Source organism: Metabacillus rhizosphaerae, assembly GCF_037201795.1.
Taxonomy (GTDB): domain Bacteria; phylum Bacillota; class Bacilli; order Bacillales; family Bacillaceae; genus Metabacillus; species Metabacillus rhizosphaerae.
This window is the reverse complement of sequence record NZ_CP147403.1, coordinates 2,261,693-2,283,250: the sequence shown is the minus strand read 5'-3', so window position 1 is coordinate 2,283,250 and position 21,558 is coordinate 2,261,693. Positions and strand designations below refer to the sequence as shown.

Annotated in this window: 16 protein-coding genes, 1 tRNA gene and 1 other annotated feature; all 17 genes read right to left on the bottom strand. The window is 36.6% G+C overall.

Going from position 1 to position 21,558, the window contains the following annotated elements; genetic code table 11:
* Nucleotides 1–39 precede the first annotated feature (39 nt).
* Nucleotides 40–624 carry a ribosome biogenesis GTP-binding protein YihA/YsxC gene (gene yihA / locus WCV66_RS11055; protein WP_066334228.1) on the bottom strand — a complete coding sequence of 195 codons (585 nt, stop codon included), beginning with the start codon at nucleotides 622–624 and terminating at the stop codon, nucleotides 40–42.
* Nucleotides 621–2,945, bottom strand: a complete 2,325-nt coding sequence (gene lon, locus WCV66_RS11050) for an endopeptidase La (RefSeq protein ID WP_066334225.1) — start codon at nucleotides 2,943–2,945, stop codon at nucleotides 621–623. The genes yihA and lon overlap by 4 nt, the downstream gene beginning before the upstream one ends.
* Nucleotides 2,946–3,263: 318 nt before the next feature.
* Entirely contained in the window at nucleotides 3,264–4,943 is a 1,680-nt protein-coding gene (gene lonB / locus WCV66_RS11045) for an ATP-dependent protease LonB (protein WP_338788976.1), read from the bottom strand.
* 896 nt (nucleotides 4,944–5,839) lie between these two features.
* Nucleotides 5,840–7,105 carry an ATP-dependent protease ATP-binding subunit ClpX gene (clpX, locus tag WCV66_RS11040; RefSeq protein ID WP_066334217.1) on the bottom strand — a complete coding sequence of 422 codons (1,266 nt, stop codon included), beginning with the start codon at nucleotides 7,103–7,105 and terminating at the stop codon, nucleotides 5,840–5,842.
* Between the two features lie 425 nt (nucleotides 7,106–7,530).
* Entirely contained in the window at nucleotides 7,531–8,820 is a 1,290-nt protein-coding gene (tig, locus tag WCV66_RS11035; RefSeq protein WP_338788975.1) for a trigger factor, read from the bottom strand.
* A gap of 366 nt (nucleotides 8,821–9,186) precedes the next feature.
* A complete protein-coding gene (locus tag WCV66_RS11030; protein WP_066334213.1) occupies nucleotides 9,187–10,191 on the bottom strand; it encodes a tetratricopeptide repeat protein in 1,005 nt (334 codons plus the stop codon).
* 111 nt (nucleotides 10,192–10,302) lie between these two features.
* A complete protein-coding gene (gene leuD, locus WCV66_RS11025) occupies nucleotides 10,303–10,896 on the bottom strand; it encodes a 3-isopropylmalate dehydratase small subunit (RefSeq protein ID WP_066334212.1) in 594 nt (197 codons plus the stop codon).
* A 13-nt stretch (nucleotides 10,897–10,909) separates the two neighbouring features.
* The gene (gene leuC, locus WCV66_RS11020) at nucleotides 10,910–12,337 is read right to left on the bottom strand and encodes a 3-isopropylmalate dehydratase large subunit (protein WP_066334209.1); all 1,428 of its coding nucleotides are present in this window, start codon (nucleotides 12,335–12,337) and stop codon (nucleotides 10,910–10,912) included.
* A gap of 157 nt (nucleotides 12,338–12,494) precedes the next feature.
* Complete coding sequence (leuB, locus tag WCV66_RS11015) at nucleotides 12,495–13,604, bottom strand: 3-isopropylmalate dehydrogenase (protein WP_185653648.1); 1,110 nt, start codon at nucleotides 13,602–13,604, stop codon at nucleotides 12,495–12,497.
* A 254-nt stretch (nucleotides 13,605–13,858) separates the two neighbouring features.
* Complete coding sequence (gene ilvC, locus WCV66_RS11010; RefSeq protein WP_338788973.1) at nucleotides 13,859–14,884, bottom strand: ketol-acid reductoisomerase; 1,026 nt, start codon at nucleotides 14,882–14,884, stop codon at nucleotides 13,859–13,861.
* 99 nt (nucleotides 14,885–14,983) lie between these two features.
* Nucleotides 14,984–15,499, bottom strand: a complete 516-nt coding sequence (gene ilvN, locus WCV66_RS11005; protein WP_066334201.1) for an acetolactate synthase small subunit — start codon at nucleotides 15,497–15,499, stop codon at nucleotides 14,984–14,986.
* Nucleotides 15,496–17,220: an acetolactate synthase large subunit gene (gene ilvB / locus WCV66_RS11000; protein ID WP_066334198.1), complete on the bottom strand. Its 1,725-nt coding sequence runs from the start codon at nucleotides 17,218–17,220 to the stop codon at nucleotides 15,496–15,498. Before ilvB ends, ilvN begins: the two co-directional genes overlap by 4 nt.
* A 107-nt stretch (nucleotides 17,221–17,327) precedes the next feature.
* Nucleotides 17,328–17,582, bottom strand: a binding site (T-box leader).
* A gap of 475 nt (nucleotides 17,583–18,057) precedes the next feature.
* Nucleotides 18,058–18,134 (bottom strand) — tRNA-Arg (locus tag WCV66_RS10995).
* Between the two features lie 169 nt (nucleotides 18,135–18,303).
* Nucleotides 18,304–18,816, bottom strand: coding sequence for a metallophosphoesterase family protein (locus tag WCV66_RS10990; RefSeq protein ID WP_066334196.1), 513 nt, complete (start codon nucleotides 18,814–18,816; stop codon nucleotides 18,304–18,306).
* A gap of 18 nt (nucleotides 18,817–18,834) precedes the next feature.
* On the bottom strand, nucleotides 18,835–19,428 hold the full coding sequence (locus WCV66_RS10985) for an XTP/dITP diphosphatase (RefSeq protein ID WP_066334194.1): 594 nt from the start codon (nucleotides 19,426–19,428) through the stop codon (nucleotides 18,835–18,837).
* A complete protein-coding gene (gene rph, locus WCV66_RS10980; RefSeq protein WP_066334191.1) occupies nucleotides 19,425–20,192 on the bottom strand; it encodes a ribonuclease PH in 768 nt (255 codons plus the stop codon). Before rph ends, WCV66_RS10985 begins: the two co-directional genes overlap by 4 nt.
* A gap of 114 nt (nucleotides 20,193–20,306) precedes the next feature.
* The gene (locus WCV66_RS10975; protein ID WP_338788971.1) at nucleotides 20,307–21,329 is read right to left on the bottom strand and encodes a GerMN domain-containing protein; all 1,023 of its coding nucleotides are present in this window, start codon (nucleotides 21,327–21,329) and stop codon (nucleotides 20,307–20,309) included.
* Between the last annotated feature and the right edge of the window lie 229 nt (nucleotides 21,330–21,558).

Genomic DNA, 21,558 nt, shown 5'->3' with positions numbered 1-21,558 from the left:
CCACGCAAAAAGAGGCTGAACAAAAGTCAGCCTCTTTATTTATGATGTATAACTTTCGATAATTTTCCACGCTTCATCTTTACCTTGACCTGTTTCTGATGAAAACAAAACAAATGAGTCTGACTTTTCCATGTTTAATGAATCCTTAATGATTTTCACATGCTTTTGCCATTTGCTTTTTGGAATTTTATCTGCTTTAGTAGCGACAATGATTGTCGGGATTTCATAATGCTTTAAAAATCCATACATTAATACATCATCTTTTGATGGTGGATGACGAACGTCTATTAACAGTACAACAGCCCGAAGCTGTTCACGAGTTGTTATATACGTTTCAATCATTTTCCCCCATGCTTCACGCTCTTTCTTACTTACCTTTGCATACCCATAGCCCGGTACATCAACGAAATGCAAAATTTCATTAATAATATAAAAATTTAACGTTTGTGTTTTTCCAGGTTTTGATGATGTTCTTGCAAGGCTTTTTCTCGCAAGCATTTTATTAATAAATGATGATTTCCCAACATTTGACCGTCCTGCTAATGCAATCTCAGGAAGATCAACAGCTGGATATTGGTCCGGCTTTACTGCACTTATTACGATTTCTGAACTAGTTACTTTCATTGCTTCTCCTCTGCTAATGCATGTTTTAATACTTCATCTAGATGTGACACAAGCACAAAGGTAAGCTCATTACGAACACTTTCTGGAATGTCATCTAAATCTTTTTCATTATCCCTTGGTGCGATTATTTTCGTCAAGCCGGCGCGGTGGGCACTTAGTGTTTTTTCTTTTAAACCACCAATTGGTAGAACTCTTCCTCGCAAAGTGATTTCCCCTGTCATTCCAACCTCTTTCCTAACAGGTCTTCCTGTTAATGCTGAGATTAACGCTGTTGCCATCGTTATTCCAGCTGACGGTCCATCCTTTGGAACAGCACCCTCAGGTACATGAATATGAATGTCATTTTTCTCATGAAAGTCTCGGTCAATTTCAAGCTCTTCTGCACGTGATCTTATGTAACTAAACGCAGCTTGTGCAGACTCCTTCATTACATCGCCTAGTTTACCAGTTAGAATAAGCTTACCTTTTCCTGGTGATACAGATACTTCAATTGATAAGGTATCTCCTCCAACAGTTGTATAGGCTAACCCTGTTGCAACACCAATTTGGTCTTCGAGTTCCGCTTGACCATATCTAAAACGATTTTTACCAAGATAGTCTTCAAGGTTTTTATCAGTTATGATAATCTTTTTACGCTCTTCTTTTACAATGAGCTTTGCAGCTTTACGACAAACTGTAGCTAGCTGACGTTCTAGACCACGCACACCAGCTTCTCTTGTGTAATAGCGAATAATGCTTAAGATCGCGTCATCTCGAATTTGTAAATGAGATTTTTTAAGACCGTGCTCCTTAAGCTGCTTTGGTAGTAAATGATCCTTCCCAATATGAACTTTTTCAAGCTCTGTATAGCCAGCGATATTAATAATTTCCATACGATCACGAAGCGGTCCAGGAATTGTAGCTAAGTTGTTTGCTGTCGCAATAAACATTACCTTTGATAGATCATAGGTTTCTTCAACATAATGATCACTGAAGCTATGATTTTGTTCAGGATCTAAAACTTCAAGCAATGCTGATGATGGATCCCCTCTAAAATCATTAGACATTTTATCAATTTCATCTAATAGAATAACTGGATTTATCGTTCCTGCCTTTTTCATTCCCTGAATAATTCTACCTGGCATGGCGCCTACATATGTACGGCGATGTCCACGAATTTCAGATTCGTCCCTAACACCACCAAGTGAAATACGGACAAAATGGCGATTTAACGACTTTGCGACTGAACGTGCTAACGATGTTTTTCCAACACCTGGAGGTCCAGCTAAGCAGAGAATCGGTCCTTTTAAAGAATTTGTTAGTTGTTGAACTGCCAAGTACTCTAATACACGTTCTTTCACTTTTTCAAGGCCATAATGATCCTCATTAAGGATTTCTTCTGCTATATTGATATCTAAACGATCTTCTGTTGCATTTGTCCAAGGTAATGATAGAAGCCATTCAATATAGTTTCGGATAACGGCACTTTCAGCAGAGCTTGCAGGGACTTTTTCATAACGGTCTAATTCCTTGAAAGCAACTGATTTTATATGATCAGGCATACCTGCTTGTTCGATCCGCTCAGTTAGTGATGATACTTCACCAACCTTACCTTCTTTTTCACCAAGTTCTTTTTGAATGGCTTTCATTTGCTCACGAAGATAATATTCTTTTTGTGTACGTTCCATAGAACGCTTCACACGCTGGCCGATCTTCTTCTCAAGCTGTAGAACTTCCTTCTCATTATGAATTATTGAAATTACTTTGTTTAGTCTTTCTCTTAAATCAAGTGTTTCAAGTACCTCTTGCTTTTCTTTTAACTTTAGAGGTAAATGTGAAGCAATAATATCTGCCATTCTTCCAGGCTCATTTATATCTGATACTGTAGCATATGTTTCAGCGGATACCTTTTTTGAAAGCTTTATGTATTGCTCAAAATATTCTAACATAGTTCTCATTAAGGCTTCTTCTTCAACACTCTTAACTTCTGGGTCCTGATAGATAGAAACCTCAACAGAATAATATTCATCTTCTTCAACAAAGCGTTTAATTTCGCCACGCTCTAAACCTTCAACAAGTACTCGAATGGTTCCATTCGGTAATTTTAACATTTGTTTTATTTTCGTTAATGTTCCAATTTCGTAAATATCTTCCTTTTTTGGCTCATCTATCGCAATCTCTTTTTGTGTCGTTAAAAAGATGATATGATCATCCATCATTGCTTTTTCTAACGCCTGAACAGATTTATCTCTCCCTACATCAAGGTGTAGTACCATCGTTGGATATACTAGCAAGCCTCGTAACGGTAGGAGGGGGACGATTTGTGTATTTGATTTCGCCATGCGCTTATACCTCCATGACATAATAGTTAGTTCTTTGTACAATTCTATCCTATTCTTTTACTAGTGTCTATTTGTAACCACTTTTCTCATTTAGGTAGTATACCCTATTCACTTTGAGTTGAAAAAGAAATTTTCTATAAAAGGGTCTGACTTCTATATGGCTGGTCACTAAATACTTAGTAAAAGCTTTATAAAGGGGTCAGACCCCTACAAAGTTTTTCACTAAATAATTAGCAAATAACTCTATAGGGGTCTGACCCCGGTTTTTACTAATTAATTAGCCAATTAACTCTATAGGGGTCTGACCCCGATTTTATATTAGACAGATTCCTGATGTGGGTATGCTTGTAAATTATTTTGAAGCAAAGGATTGGCCTTCTCTGTTGGTGGGTTTACAAGGGCTAAGTCAAATACTTCTTGTAAATTTGTAACAGGGACAATGTCAATTCCATCAATACCCTTTATGATCGATTCCATATTTTCCTGAGGAATGATTACCGTTTTCGCTCCAGCTTTTTTAGCAGCTTTTATCTTCGGAATGACTCCACCAATAGGCTTCACATTACCATGTATACTAATTTCACCTGTCATTGCTACCTTATTATCAATAGCAATTTTATGAATAGCAGAAAAGATTCCAGTTGCCATAGCAATACCTGCGGATGGACCATCTATCGGTGTACCACCTGGGAAGTTCACATGAATATCATAATCTCCCGCTTTAATCCCCATTGAACGAAGTACAGTTATAACATTTTCAATTGATCCTTTTGCCATACTTTTTCTTCTAATCGATTTTGAACGGTCACCAATACTTTCTTCCTCGACAATACCAGTAATATTAATGGTACCTTTATCTTTCTCAGCCGGGATTACTGTTACTTCAATTTCTAAAAGTGCACCTGTATTTGGGCCATAGACAGCTAATCCATTTACTAAACCTATCTTCGCCTTTTTATTAATCTTCTTCTCATGTCTAGGTGTTAATTGGCTTGAATGGATAACCCACTTAATGTCCTCTACAGTAATTTCATTTCGGTCCTCAGACATTGCCATACCTGTAGCAATTTGCATTAAATTAACCACTTCACGGCCATTACGGACATATGAAGTTAGCATATCTATTCCTTCATCACTTACGATCATATCAACCTTATTCGCTGCCTTTTTCGCGACAATTGAAAGCTCATCTTGCTCAAGATCTCTAAAGAATACCTCAAGACATCTTGATCGAATTGCAGGTGGAATTTCATTTGGTGTTCTAGTCGTTGCACCAATTAAACGAAAATCAGCCGGCAAACCATTTTTAAAAATGTCATGGATATGTGTTGGGATTTGTGTGTTTTCTTCATTATAATACGCACTTTCTAAAAAAACTTTTCGATCTTCCAACACTTTTAACAGCTTATTCATTTGGATTGGGTGCAATTCGCCAATTTCATCAATAAATAAGACTCCACCATGTGCATTTGTTACAGCACCTTGCTTTGGCTGCGGAATACCTGCTTGCCCCATTGCACCTGCACCTTGATAAATTGGATCATGTACGGAGCCAATTAAAGGATCAGCAATTCCTCTTTCATCAAATCTAGCTGTTGTTGCATCCAATTCAACAAAGACAGCATTTTCTTTGAAGGGTGTTCTCACATTTCTTCTCGCTTCCTCTAACACAAGCCTTGCTGCAGCCGTTTTCCCAACTCCTGGTGGTCCATAAATAATCACATGCTGTGGATTTGAACCACAAAGGGCTGCACGTAATGAACGAATTCCATCCTCTTGTCCAACTATATCCTGAAAACTTTGTGGTCTTACTTTTTCAGCTAAAGGTTCTGTTAAACGAATCGCTCTCATCTTCCGTAATTGTTCCATTTCTTTTTTAGATTCACGGTCAATCGAGATTTTTTGAGTTCTTTGGTTTTTTAATAAATTCCAGAAATACATCCCGATAATAATCCCAAAAAACAACTGAATAAACAAAGCGATACTTGTCCAACTCATTGTAGTCCCTCCTGCTAAAGTCTCTTGTTTACCGCTACAAGTTGATATATAGACGGAGTCACTTAGATCATTCTTAGAGTGTATAATCTCCGGCCTTGTAGATTATTTTTTTATCTTGTCCTATGTCTACTTAGTAGATCAGTCATTAAACAAAGTAAACCATAAAGAAAATGAAAGTGCCTATTATGTAATATGGATTCCCTTTTCACTTAAAGCTGACAAAAGACAAGCTTCAGCTTGCCTTTTAGCTTAGGCAAAATATTTGTAGGTACTTTTAGTATGAAGCGGTTATTTATAGCTAGTATCTCCGAGGTTCTACTGGAATAAACATGTTTTTCTTTTAAAACATCTATAGCATAATACAATCTCTTCTAAATTAAAGGAATAACGAACTGATGTTATCAGGCAGTCGAATATGTAGGGAAAGAGAGTCTTTTTATCAATGCTGTTTTCGCAAACTTGGTGCTATTTACCAAGAACTGCGGTGTGGTTGATTCCAGAGAGTTGCTCGCTTTCCGCGGAGCGGGAAGTGAGCTTCCTCGGCGTAAACGCCCTGCGGGGTCTCACCTGTCCCGCTGCTCCCGTAGGAGTCTCGCAATCCGTTCCAATCAACCTGAATTAGTTTTTGTTTTAGGCTGTTTTCGCAAACTTTGTTGCTTTTAAAATAGTATGGGGTTGGTTGATTGGCGCTCCAGGATGCTTGCTTTCCGCACCAATCACCCTAATCAGTTTTATTCAAAAACAACAATCTTTTAGAAAAGAGCCTTGTTTTAAAAGCAACAATCTCTTAGAAAAGAGCTTTTATCAAAGAAAGAATTACTTTTTCTATTTTTGAATACACGAAAAAGGAAGCTGATATATATCAGCTTCCTATCTAACGTTAAACAATTGCTAACTTAAGCAGATGTTTTTTTATCATCTTGTATAACTGTCCCATCATTTAGGACAAGCTTTGGCGAGATATTTCCTGTAACAGTCTCAGCAGTTATAATTGTTTTCGTAATATCGTCTCTAGAAGGTAGGTCAAACATCATATCAAGCATAATACCCTCGATAATTGAACGCAGACCGCGGGCACCAGTTTTTCTTTCAATTGCTTTTTTAGCAATCTCCATCAGTGCTCCCTCTTCAAACTCAAGTTCAACTCCATCTAGATCAAGCATTTTTTGATATTGTTTTACTAGAGCATTTTTTGGTTTCGTTAGGATTTCAACTAATGCATCTTCATCAAGTGGCTCTAAGCTCGCAATTACAGGTAAACGACCAATAAATTCAGGTATTAAACCAAATTTCAATAAATCTTCTGGCAATACTTGTGAAAGAAGAGCTTTTTTATCTAGGTCTGCATTTTTGTTGTCTGATCCAAAACCAATAACTTTTTTGCCAAGACGGCGTTTAATAATTTGTTCAATGCCATCAAACGCTCCACCACAAATGAACAGAATGTTGGTTGTATCAATTTGAATAAATTCTTGGTGTGGATGCTTTCTACCACCTTGTGGAGGAACACTAGCTACCGTACCCTCAAGAATTTTAAGCAATGCTTGCTGAACACCTTCTCCTGATACATCACGTGTAATGGAAGGATTCTCAGATTTACGAGCAACCTTATCGATTTCATCGATATAAATAATACCCTTTTCTGCTTTTTCAACATCATAGTCAGCGGCTTGAATTAGTTTTAACAAAATGTTTTCAACATCTTCACCTACATAACCTGCTTCTGTTAATGATGTTGCATCAGCGATTGCAAAAGGAACATTTAATATACGTGCTAATGTTTGAGCAAGCAATGTTTTACCACTTCCAGTAGGACCGATCATTGCAATGTTACTTTTGGAAAGCTCAACATCATCAATCTTACTATTAGAATTAATTCGTTTATAATGATTATATACGGCAACTGCTAAAGATTTCTTAGCTTGGTCTTGACCAATAACATACTCATCTAGAATTTCATCAATTTCTTTCGGTTTTGGAACATCTTTAAATTCAACTTCTTCTTCAGTGCCTAGCTCTTCTTCAACGATTTCTGTGCAAAGCTCAATACACTCATCACATATGTATACTCCAGGTCCAGCTACTAACTTACGAACCTGATCTTGGGTTTTACCACAAAATGAACATTTCAATTGTCCTTTTTCGTCGTTAAATTTAAACATTGTTTCACCCCTTGTATCTTTATCTCATTCTTTAATAATTCTACCCAACCCTAATTTAATGTCTATCTTTCCCAACCATGTCAGGGAATAGTAGGTGGATGCTTTTCTTTACATATATGTAAAGAAACTAATTTTAAAACAGGTATGTATTGCATTTTACCATAAGTAACGCGAAGACAGGTAATGATACTACTTCAACTTTGTAAAAGGTTACAAAGTTGAAAAAATAGAAAAAAGTTTTCATTGTACTTTATTTCCATTTCCCTATTTTTTAGCATGTTAAGCCTTTTCGAATTATTACTTATGTTATTACTTCATGTGTATGTATGTATTGGCTTTCTTATATCATTCCCAAAGGAATATAAATAAAACATAATTGTACAAAACAAGGCACGATCCACTCGCGCCTTGTTCTTTAATTATTATTATGCAACAACTTTACTATTTTCTACAAGAAAATCGATCGCTTTACGAACTTTTAAATCTTCTTTAAGACCTTCAGCTGATCCACCTAATGCTTGTTTGATATTTTCAATTGGCATATTGTACATTTCAGCCATTTTAGATAATTCCGCTTCAACATCCTCATCAGAAACTTCAATGTTTTCCGCTTTAACAATTGCTTCAAGTGTTAAGTTGTATTTTACACGTTTCTCTGCATCAACTTTCATTTGAGCTTTTAATGCTTCTTCATCTTGACCTGAGAATTGGAAGTATAAGTCAAGGTTCATACCTTGCATTTGAAGACGTTGCTCAAACTCTTGCATCATGCGTGAAATTTCGTTTTCAATTAATGCATCTGGAATATCAACTTCTACACTTTCAGCAGCTTTCTCAACTAGAGTATCTCTTAGTTGATTTTCAGCTTCAGTCTTTTTAGCTTCTTCAAGACGAGTTCTTGTTTGAGCTCTAAGTTCTTCAAGTGTTTCAACTTCCTCGTTAACATCTTTAGCAAATTCATCATCTAAAGCTGGAAGCTCTTTCGCTTTAATTTCATGAATCTTCACTTTGAAAACAGCTTGCTTTCCTGCAAGATTTTCAGCGTGATATTCTTCAGGGAATGTTACTTCGACATCCTTCTCAGCTCCAGCTTCTAAACCGATAAGCTGTTCTTCAAAGCCAGGGATGAATGAACCTGAACCAATTTCTAATGAGTAGTTTTCAGCTGCCCCACCTTCAAAAGCTTCTCCATCAACATAGCCATCAAAGTCAAGAACTGCAGTATCACCGTTTTCAATCGCGCCTTCTTCTTTAACAGCTAATTCTGCTTGACGTTCTTGAAGTTGTTTTAATTCATTCTCCACATCTTCATCTGTTACAGTGTCGTCTAATTTTTCAACTTCTAGACCTTTATATTCACCTAATTTCACTTCTGGTTTAACTGTAACCTTTGCAGTGAAAATTAAGCTTTTTCCTTTTTCAACTTGTTCAACATCAATTTCAGGACGATCCACTGGTTCAATTCCAGCTTCATCAACTGCATTAGGATATGCTGTCGGTAAGATAATATCTAATGCATCTTGATATAGAGATTCTACACCAAAGCGTTGTTCAAACATACCACGTGGAATTTTACCTTTACGGAATCCAGGAATAGAAACCTGCTTAACTACCTTTTTAAATGCTTCATCAAGTGCTTTTGTGAAGTCCTCTGCAGAAACTTCAACCGTAAGAACGCCATCGTTCCCCTCTAATTTTTCCCATTTTACTGACATGTGTTGTTCCCTCCAAAAATCTATAATGATTGTGCGAATAAGTGATAGGTAAATGGTGGTTGCTTGTCCAGTTTAAACAATCAAACACTATGATATACCTGTTTTATGTACGGTAAAAATAACCGAATACTAACCATGCTTAAGGATTTCGCATAATTGAAACATCCAGACGTGAGATTCTCCTCATCCCCATCGATGTTCGTTTCACTACCATAGTTCCTATTGTCAACCGCCTATACGACAGGTTGGAACGAGATAAAATAGAAGGCCCATTTTTGCCCACACTTAAAAGACCTTATATACGATGATCACTATTTTGCAACCATTTTATTATAACATAGAAAACATTCCTTTCAACATATAGCCTCATATTTGCATATAAGAAATTTCTTCTATTTGATATATTTTTTTACATACTTCTTGTAATGTCGATATAGACAGCCCGTACATTTGCTGAACTTCCTCAGGATCTAATACTATTCCATGCATCTCATATCCAACTATATGAAGAGCAGCAGCCCATAAATTACCATCTGTCGGTTGAGGAAGAAGTGGGAAAAGAACATATAAATGTCTAATCCATAGCTCTTTTACCGCCTCAAAAAGAGTGGGATTTTCTTGCCCTAACGTGTCATCTAATATATTTAGGACTTTCTTCGTAAATGGTAAATCGGCAATATCGTTGAGCTTTGCAGGGATGACCGTGACGGATTCGCCAAATTTGTACACCGTCACTTCCTTTTCAACTTCGTTCTCTATCATTAGATGTAAAATCATAGATTTAATCATCGGATGACTATTTGGATTTTCTAATAGGACCTTTAACGATGAGTAATGCTTACTTAAATTTCGATCTTGTAATGATTGGATATAAGCCATTTGCTTGTTTGTGTTTTCAAGAATGTCTTCAATATATGTCGAACCCGCATCATTATCATCTTCAAAAATATCCTCATCATTTTGAGTCATTTTCCGACTAAATTCTAATAATTTATAAAAATGCTCCGCACTTTCTGCAGGAAGATGATTCTCTTCTAACACAGCTTCGATTGTAGTTTGAACTTCGTGATATTCTCGAAGCTGAATTAAAATCGTTAAATAAATTTGTAACACCGTAAAGTAGTGACCAATATCTTCCAGGAGCATTTTCTTACAAATTTCTTTCGCTTCTTTTAATTCTCCAAGCTCCATAAAGCAAATTGCCATACCTAAATAGAGCTCCGCCTTATCTTCATTTAAATTTTTAGCTTCAGAAAACATATCAAGTGCCTCATGGTACTTTTTCTCTTTTAATAAGGCCATTCCCTTATCTATGTATCGTTCTTTCAAATTAGGGAAGGGAATGATCTTTGAACGTTTTTTCTCATTCATATGGTGGTCAACTCCAGCAGCGAATCTTTGCTTACAAGTTTATCAATCCAACTCTTGGAAAACAAGCGGTACCTAATTAAAAAGTAGCTTTGAACAAAAAAAGAGCTGGCATTATAGAAATGCAGCTCTACTTTCTTCAAATTTTTGAATTTTTTCGTTGTAGTTTAGTGTTAAGTCAATTTCGTCTTTCCCATATAACAGCATGTCTTTCCAGTATGGATCAACAGCAAATGATTCTGAAAGATTATCACTATCCGTAAGCTTTTGCTCTTCTAAGTCTATTTTTAGTTCGTATCCTTCAGCATTTGCCTTTTCTCGGATCACATCTAAAACAGATTGATCTAAAGTAATTGGCAACAAGCCATTTTTTAGACAGTTCTGATGGAAAATATCTGCATAGGAAGGTGCTAAAATAACTTGAAATCCGTAATCTGACAGAGCCCAAGGAGCATGCTCACGAGAAGATCCACAACCGAAATTTTCTCCAGCTAGTAAAATAGAGGCTCCCTTACTTTTCTCTTGATTTAATTCAAATTCTGGATTATCAGATCCATCAGGAAGGTATCTCCAATCGAAAAAGGCAAATCGACCATAGCCTGTTTTTTCGATTCTTTTAAGGAATTGCTTTGGAATAATTTGATCTGTGTCAACATTTGCTCTATTTAAAACTGCTATTTTCCCAGTATGGGTAGTAAAAGGTTTCATTTTGCCCCTCCTATTATGCGTGAATTTTCTCCTTCTGAATGTGTCGAACATCAACAAATTTACCGTGTAATGCTGCAGCTGCTGCCATAGCAGGGCTTACTAGATGTGTTCTCGCACCTTTACCCTGTCTACCTTCAAAGTTTCGATTTGAGGTCGAAGCACAACGTTCTCCTTCTGGAACAACATCATTATTCATGCTTAAACACATACTACAGCCAGACTCTCTCCATTCAAAGCCAGCTTCTTTAAAAATGACATCTAAGCCTTCCGCTTCTGCTACCTTTTTAACTGTTTGAGATCCAGGTACAACGATTGCTCTAACGGTAGGAGCAACCTTTTGCCCTTTTAGTCCTTTAATAACTTCAGCTGCTTGGCGTAAATCTGTCAAACGTGAATTTGTACAAGACCCAATAAAGACATGATCAATTGTAATATCCTCAATCTTCATATTTGGTTGTAATCCCATATAATCAAATGCACGTTTTGCTTCATCTACTTCTTCTGAATTTTGAAAACCGTTTAGATCAGGTGTCTTTTCGTCAACACCAACTGCCATTCCAGGGTTTGTTCCCCAAGTTACCATTGGAGCAATGTCTTCACCTTGTAACGTAATGACTTCATCATATTCTGCGCCTTCATCAGTTTTTAACGTTTTCCAATATTCTACTGCCTTATCGAACTCTTCACCTGTTGGTGCATATTTCCTTCCTTTAATATAAGAGAAAGTTGTTTCATCCGGTGCGATAAGACCTGCCCTTGCTCCAGCTTCAATCGACATATTACAGATTGTCATTCGCTCATCCATTGATAAGCTCTCAATAACCTCACCTGTAAACTCAATAATAAAACCTGTACCAAAACGAACTCCGTATTTTCCAATTACAGCTAAAATGACATCCTTAGCAGTAACCCCATTTTGAAGTTTTCCTGGAACATGTATGTTTAACGTTTTTGGACGTTGTCTCCATAATGTCTGTGTTGCTAAGACATGTTCTACTTCACTAGTACCAATTCCAAAGGCAATCGCTCCAAAAGCTCCATGTGTTGATGTATGACTATCACCACATACAATTGTTTTCCCTGGAAGTGTTAAGCCTAATTCAGGTCCAATAACATGGACTATTCCTTGATCTTCACTTTCAAGGTCAGCTAAACGAATTCCAAATTCTTTACAGTTACGTTCTAATGCTCCAATTTGAAGTTTTGCAACCTCATCATTAATCACAAAGCGGTTTACCGTTGGGATGTTATGATCCATCGTAGCAAATGTTCTGTCTGGTCTTCTTACTTTACGATTTTTTTCACGCAAACCTTCAAATGCCTGTGGTGATGTAACTTCATGTATTAAGTGTAAATCAATATAAATTAGATCAGGCTTACCTTGTTCTTGCTGAACAATATGCTCATCATATATCTTTTCAATTATCGTTCTAGGCTTCATGGTCATAAACCTCCTTTTATAGATGGAAAAATGAGGGGCTGACAAATGCACGTGTCAGACCCCTCAAACTCAGGTATCGTTAATTATCAAGTAGATAACATAGTATATTGGTCTATTGTTAGCACAGGCTTGAAGATCAATCTTTTAATATTACGATTTATGAATAAGCTTCCATAATATTTAAGATTGCATGGTCATCTCCAAGTGCATTTTTAATCTCTTCACCTATTTGCTTTGTGGAAACAGCCTTTCCATCTTCAGCAAGGTCAGCTGTTCTGTTACCAGCATTCAATACATTATCAACAGCCTTTTCAATTGCCTTTGCTTCTTCTTCTAAACCAAATGATTGGCGTAGCATCATTGCTGCAGAAAGAATAGTTGCAATCGGATTCGCAATGTTTTTCCCAGCAATGTCTGGAGCAGAACCGTGTACTGGCTCAAATAAATGCAATCCACTAGAAGATAAGCTTGCAGAAGACAGCAATCCTAGTGAACCAGTAATCATCGATGCTTCGTCACTTAATATGTCACCAAACATATTCTCTGTAACAATAACATCGAACTGTTTAGGTGAGCGGATAAGCTGCATTGCTGCATTATCAACAAGCATATGCTCGAGGGTAACATCTGGATATCTTGCAGCTACCTCTTCTGCCACTTCTCTCCACACTCGGCTTGATTCTAATACATTCGCTTTATCAACAGATGTGACATGTTTGCGACGCTTAGAGGCAATTTCAAATGCTGAAACAAGGATTCGTTCGATTTCATAACGCTTGTAAAGTAAAGTATCTACTACAGCATCCTCACCTTCATGAACAATTCGTTCACTTGGCTTGCCGAAATATAATCCGCCTGTTAGCTCTCGAACGATTACAAAATCTACTCCATCAACATACTCTTTCTTTAAAGGGGAAGAGTCTAACAAACTTTCAAATGTTTTAATTGGTCGTAGATTTGCAAATAAATCAAGTTCTTTCCTTAATGCTAATAGTCCACGTTCTGGTCTAAGTTCCATAGGATTCTGGTCCCATTTCGGTCCACCAACAGCACCTAAAATAATTGCATCGGAATCCTTACAGATAGCAATAGTTTCTTCTGGTAGGGGAGTGCCTTTTTGATCGATTGCGTCTCCACCGATAAGTCCATAGTTAAATTGAAATTGATGATGAAAATGTTCTGCAATAGCTTTTAAGATATCAACTGTTACATCAACAACTTCTTTACCAATTCCATCACCCGGTAATAATGCAATTGTTTTTTTCATGTTCTATCCCCCTTCTAGTGATTTAATTTAGTAGACTTGCTTCCAAGGAGCTAGCCCGATTACTGAGCTGTTTTTGACTTCTTTACGATTTCTTAAACTGCTAATAAATCACTTTTTAATGAAGCAGGAAAACCTGCTTCATTAACGACCATGCCGAGTTTTTCTAGCTATTTTTGCAATCTCACGCATTTATTTAACATTGAGTTTAAGCCTTTTTAGATTGTTCGCCATCACGGAGCGTTGTAACAAAAAGGTTAATTTTTCGCACTCACAGCTTCTTTCTTAATTTGTTTAGATTTTACGAACGGCATCATAGCACGAAGCTTTTTACCTACAACTTCAATTTGGTGTTCATTTTCGTTGTTATTGATTGCATTAAACTGTGGACGATTAGCTTGGTTTTCTAAGATCCACTCTTTTGCAAATTTACCTGTTTGGATATCTTTAAGAACTTCTTTCATCGCTTCTTTAGAACTGCTGTCTACTACGCGTGGTCCTGAAACGAAGTCACCCCATTGTGCAGTATCAGAAATTGAATATCTCATTCCAGCCATACCATCTTCATACATTAAGTCAACGATTAATTTTAATTCATGTAAACATTCAAAGTAAGCAACCTCAGGTTGGTATCCAGCTTCTACTAATGTTTCGAAACCAGCTTTTACTAATGAAGTTAAACCACCACATAGTACTGCTTGCTCTCCAAATAAATCTGTTTCAGTTTCTTCTTTAAATGTAGTTTCTAATACACCCGCACGTGCTGAGCCAACACCTTTTGCATATGCTAAAGCAGTTTCTTTTGCGTTACCAGTTACATCTTGGTAGATAGCGAATAATGCAGGTACACCAGCACCTTCTTCATATGTTCTTCTTACTAAATGTCCTGGACCTTTTGGTGCAACTAAGAATACGTCAACATCTGCAGGAGGTACGATTTGGCTGAAATGCACGTTAAATCCGTGAGCAAATACTAAAGAGTTTCCAGCTTCTAAGCCTGGTTTAATTTCTTCTTGATATACTTTCGCTTGTTGCTCATCTGGTAGTAATACCATTACTAAATCGCCTTGCTCTGCTGCCTCAGCAACCGATACTACTGTATGACCATCTTCAACAGCTTTATTGAAAGAACCACCTTGACGAACACCTACAATGACATTAACTCCACTTTCTTTTAAGTTTAATGCGTGCGCATGCCCTTGTGAACCATATCCAATGATTGCAACTGTTTTCCCTTGTAATGCTGCTTCGTTTACGTCTCCGTTATAATATACCTTTGTCATGTATAATCTCTCCCTTAAAATAGTAGTAAGAATTAAATAAGATAATTGCTTTATATATGAATCTTAAAACCTGTGTTATTCAGGTAAGATCGCTAACTTTTATACAATTGATATTGGAACTTCTTTTACAGATCTTTGAGTTCCGCGAGTGAAAGCTGTGGTTCCAGTTCGTGCAATTTCTTTGATTCCATAAGGTTTCAATAAATCTATTAAAACTTCAATTTTCTCAGGTTCGCCTGTTACTTGAACAACAACACTTTCTCGGCTAACATCAATGACTGAAGCACGGAAAGGTTGAATCAGTCCTTGAAGCTCCATTCTTGTCGCTGGAGTGGACATTACTTTAATTAACGCCAGCTCTCTTGATACAATTGAATGTGCTGTAATATCAGTAACCTTAATCACATCAATTTGCTTATTCAATTGCTTCGTGATTTGCTCGACTTCTTTTTCTTCTTGAACATTTACAACAAGTGTCATTCGTGAAACACCTTCTGTTTCAGCATGACCTACTGTTATGCTCTCAATATTGAAATGTCTTTTTGAAAATAAACCTGTGATTCTATTTAAAACTCCAGTTTGATTAAGAACTGTTAATGAGATGATTCTTTTCATAGTTTAACACCTACCATTTCATGCAACCCTTTTCCAGAGGCTACCATAGGATAGACATTTTCATTCTTACAAACATGTATATCTAAAAGTACTGGTTCATCTGAAGTGATAGCTTCTTTCAATTTCTCTTCCCAGCCTTCATCACTTTTCTCAATACGAGCACTTTTAATACCGTAAGCTTCAGATAGTTTAACGAAATCTGGTTGAGATACGAATTTCGAATGAGAGTATCTTTCTTCGTAAAATAATTCTTGCCACTGTCTCACCATACCTAAAGCTCCGTTATTTAAAATAACAACTTTAATAGGTAAGTTTAATTCATGAATGACTGAAAGCTCTTGAAGTGTCATTTGGAAACCACCATCACCTAAAACTGCAACTACAGTTGATTCTCGATCAGCTAATTGTGCTCCAATTGCTGCTGGTAGGCCAAAGCCCATTGTTCCAAGTCCTCCAGATGTTACCCATTTATTAGGATTTTTAAAGTTATAATATTGGGCTGCCCACATTTGATGCTGACCTACATCAGTTGTAACGATTGCTTCACCTTTTGTCCACTTGTGAATAAGCTCTAAGATATTTTGTGGTTTTAACTCTGTATCACTATCGTTATAAACCAATGGATATTCTTGCTTATTATTAGCAAGTTGTTCATTCCATTCCTTATTATCGCCTTGTTTTCCGTCTTGTTTTATTAATTGCTCTAAAACAAGCTTTGCATCACCAACGATAGGGATTTGAGTTGGAACATTCTTCCCAATCTCTGCAGGATCGATATCAATATGAGCAACTGTTGCTTTTTTCGCGAAATGCTCTAAGTTACCAGTAACTCGGTCATCAAACCTTGCCCCAATACTGATCAGTAAGTCACAGTCATATAGAGCCATGTTAGCTGTATAAGTACCATGCATTCCAGCCATTCCTAAAAATAAAGAATGATCTGCTGGGAATCCCCCTAAGCCTAGTAACGTGTTTGCAACAGGTATTTGCTGTTGTTCTACGTATTTTATTAGCTCTTCGGATCCATTTGCGTGTAAAACACCTGCTCCTGCTAAAATGACTGGTTTTTTCGCTCTACTTACAGCTTCCACTAATTTGCGAATTTGTAAATAATTTGGTTCACTATTTGGTTGATATCCTGGTAGATTAACAGGCATATCATAGCTAAATTCCCCTTCAAAAATCGCAATATCTTTAGGAATATCAATTAATACTGGACCAGGTCTACCTGTTGTCGCAATATGAAATGCTTCTTTAATAATTCTTGGGAGTTCACTTACTTCACGAACTTGATAGTTATGTTTTGTAATTGGAGTTGTGATCCCCAAAATATCAGCTTCTTGGAAAGCATCTGAACCGATTACACTAGAAGCAACCTGCCCTGTAAAAACTACTAATGGTAATGAGTCAATCATCGCATCTGTTAATCCAGTAACTAAATTTGTAGCACCTGGACCAGATGTAGCAATCACAACGCCAGGCTTACCAGAGATGCGTGCATAACCTTCTGCTGCGTGTATACCACCTTGTTCATGTCGAGTTAATACGTGGTTCATACCTGAATCGTATAAGCTATCATAAATAGGTAATACAGCACCACCAGGATATCCGAAAATTACTTCAACTTTTTCCTGTTTAAGTGCTTCAATCAGCATTAATGACCCTGACATTGTGTTTGTACATTTGGCAGTTGAGCTATTCAACTGTACATTTGTACTCATTTTCTTTCCTCCCTTAGCAGGCTACTAGCCTTCGTGTTATTGTATTAACAAAACAGCATATAAAAAACCTTCCCACCCCTCATAAGACTCCACATAACTTTGTGTGTCAAAGGGGCAAAAAGGTTAATAAACTTTTTCGCGGTACCACCCTTCTTCATGGTCAAAAAGCGACCACCTTACGAACAGATTTACTGTTCACTTTGATAACGAGTACCGAAGAATGGGACCCGGTTAATCTTACTAATATTCAGATTAACACTCAGAGGCGAGTTCATCATTTGGGAGTATCACCGGCTTCCAGCTACCCCGGTTCTCTGTTGAATACTTTTCCAAAGACTACTTATCCTCTTCACTGCTTTACGATATGAGAATAGAAAACTCTGAGACTTTTGATCGAATTTTCTACACTTTTTTAAATGTTCGTGTAACTTTATTTGAACTTATATTACGCTCTATAAATGCAAGTGTCAACAGTGTTTTACGAATTATTTGATAATTTAGATTTATCATTTTTGTTGTATACGCTTTCATTATTGATATAAATGGAAAGGCTAATTTTATTTTTTTTTTGCGGAAAATAAAAATTCGTATCTGAGGAGGTTATTCTAAAACCTGTAATTTTATAACATTTAAAAGATATGAGGTCCGAGAGATCATAGTGAACTTTCGTTATGTATATGTTACATGGTAAATGTTACATTGTGTACTAACATGTAAGGTAATCTTCCATATTTTTCAGATGATTGAGCCATTAAATTTCAGAAAGTAAAAAGTTCATTGTATTTAAGAAAACAAAAAACCTTTCATTTTGTAATGAAAGGTTGAGTATGTAATAAGTGGCGTCCCAGGAGAGATTCGAACTCCCGACCGTACGCTTAGAAGGCGTATGCTCTATCCAGCTGAGCTACTGGGACATTTAAGTACTTTATTCAGTTAAGCAACTGACTGTGTGTTTAATTTGTTATTTTCACAATAATCATCAGCGACATTTATTATTATATTTTCAAATGATGTAAAAGTCAACAACTTATCTTAACTTTTTTGAAATTATCTTAAAGAGGGAAATGATCCCCCTCATATTTACTATTCAAGCGTAAACTGCCGAGAAATTTCTTCAAGTTTCTGTCCATTAACTTCAAAAAATGTAACCTTTGCTAATGTATTTTCCATATCAAGTATAGCATACGTTTTCTGTCTTCGCAGTACTGGAAGCCTGATACTACCAGGATTAATAAAAAGAACACCATCAATGATCTCAGCACCTGCAATATGTGAGTGTCCATAACAAGCAACTTTCGCATTTACCTCTAATGCTCGGTATTTTAAATTCATTAATGTTGCTTTAACGTTATATAAATGCCCATGTGTCATATACAGAATATTTTCACCAAGATCTTCAATTATCTCATCAGGCAAATTTGAACCAAAATCACAATTGCCTTTAACAACTTTAAATGCCATTAACTCCGAACTCTCAGCTGATAATTCAGAGTCCCCACAATGAAGCATATAATCAACCTCATCGATATGACGGTTTTTAATGTCATCTATTTCAGTTGTTAAGCCATGGCTATCACTCATTATTAAAACTTTCATTATACACGCCGCCCCATTTTAAGAGTGTTTGATGACTTCTATTACTTTTTTTAATGCCACTGCACGATGACTAATCTGATTTTTTTCCTCTTTCGTCAAGTTTGCCATTGTTTGATTTCTATTCTTTAATATGAAGATCGGGTCATAACCAAACCCATTCTCCCCTTGTGGCTCTGTTGCGATATACCCTTCACATGTACCTACAACTGTTTTTGTTTTTTCACCTGGTATTGATATAGCTAACGCACAAATAAACCTCGCAGAACGGTCCTCTAGAGCATGTACATCTGATAAGTCTTCAAGTACTTTATTTATATTGGATTGATCATTTTTATCTGGTCCTGCGTAGCGTGCAGAAAATATCCCCGGCTTACCACCTAGATAATCGATCGCTAATCCAGAATCATCTGCAATTGTCATTCTCTGATAATGCATTGCAATTGCCTCTGCTTTTAATATTGCATTTTCTTCAAATGACTTTCCTGTCTCTTCTACATCTATTGAATCAGGATAATCTAGAAGTGATTGAACACGGAAACCAATTGGAGCTAACAATGCTTCAAATTCTTTTACTTTCCCTTGATTTTTTGTGGCAATAATTATCTCTTTCACTTTGTACCAACCTGCTTTTTCATGTTTTCCGACACAATAAGTGATAGATCCCCTAGTGCCTCTTTCTGATGCTCAACAAGTGATTGAATTCCCTGTTCAGCGAGATCAAGCATACTGTTCAATTGTTGCCTTGTGAATGTTGATTCTTCCCCTGTGCCCTGCAACTCAACAAGATTACCTTGTGAAGTCATAATGACATTCATGTCTACTTGGGCACTTGAATCCTCAATATAATTTAAATCTAAGATCTCTCCATGCTCTTTGTCAACCCCAACTGAAACGGCAGCAAGATAATCTGTAATAGGTAACACCTTAAGTTTACCGCCATTTACTAATTTTCCAAGAGCTAATGTCATTGCAATAAATGCACCTGTAATCGATGCCGTTCGTGTTCCGCCATCAGCTTGTATGACATCACAGTCGATCCAAATCGTTCTTTCACCTAATTCTTTTAGGTCTACAACAGCACGTAATGCCCTACCTATTAACCGTTGTATTTCCATTGTCCGACCACTGATCTTCCCTTTTGAGGACTCTCTTACCGTGCGTTGGTTAGTCGCTCTCGGGAGCATAGAATACTCAGCAGTAATCCAACCTTTGCCTTCACCACGCATAAAATGAGGTACTCTGTCTTCGATACTTGCGTTACATATTACCTTCGTTTCTCCGAAGGTAATTAATACTGAACCCTCTGGGTGAATGACAAAATCCTTTACTATGTCAATTTTTCTTAATTGATTTACTCTTCGACCATCATGTCTCATTCCAAATTCCCTCCAATGAAAGTCCACTTTTTTTATGTATAAACAAGAAAGAAGAGGCAGCTTTTAGAAGCATACCTCTTTTTACCCTTTTTATAGTATATCAAAAACTTATTATTAAAAACTACCTGTGTTCACTTTAGCAGGTCTTGTAACAGGTTCTGTTAGCTTTTCTCCATTTTCATTTATTAATTCTGCTTTTCCATTGACAGTTACAGCCACACTTTCAATTCCTTGTTGTTCAGTTAATGTCAATACAAGAGATTGAAGTACATTAGAAGATATTATTTTTTGTTCTTCATCAGAGCTTCCATAAATTGATTCGTTAAAATCTAATGTTACTTTTCCATCTTCATATTTTGGTGCACTTAATAATTCAACACCATTTTGGAAGTCACTTATTAGACTTGTTGAAGCAGTCGGACCCTCAACAAGTTCTTCTACAGCAGAAACAATTGAATCTGTTTCAGTATTGCTAACACGCTTTGTTACTGGTACAAAGTACTGTTGACCATCTGATTCAGCAGTGTAATAAACTGTTAACGGATGAGTATTTGTAATATCAACTACATCACTTGAATCAAGGTTGATCCCACTATCACGGGTAACACCATCTTGAATTGGTGTACCATTTACAGGCATTTCTTTCTGTTCATGGCCGTTCACCCATATTTTCACTTTTTCTACAGAGTCAAACTGAGTTAAGGTCCATGTAATTGCTTGTAAAATCTTTGCTTCATCCTCTTTTTTATAAGCATTAAATTCCTTAGAGAAGTCAGCTACTGCTACTCCATCTTTAATATCCACTCCTAAAACCTGTGTGTCCTGTGGAAGAACTGCTTTGAATCCATTAGGAAGAATATTAGAAACTGGTCCACCTTCTACTAAATATTCTAAAGCTTGTTTTGCAACACTCTTCGTTTCAGGGAGATTCATCGAATAAGGGACAACAAATCCATTTTTATCAATTAAGTATAATTGACTCGTCACCTTTTCAGCTGCTTCTTCACCTTTTACATCTACTTCTTTACCTTCCGAATCTAACTGTTCCCCCTCTTCTTTAAACGTCACATCTTGAGGTGGATCAATTTCTTTTGTAGCTTGATCTGCATTGAATAAACCACAACCAGAGAGTAGCATGGATGACGCAATGACAGTGATTGCAATCTGTTTGTTGAATTTGTAGACACTTTCTAAAATCCCTCCAAAGGCAGTTTGTATTTAGTTCATGTATACGAGCTATTATTTGTTTTAAGGCGTATATATAAATTTGTACAAACTTTCTAAAATGGGAAAAGCTTAATTTAGTTCACAATAAAAGGCGTATATATAAATTGATACAAAATAAAACACGATGTCCATAAACACC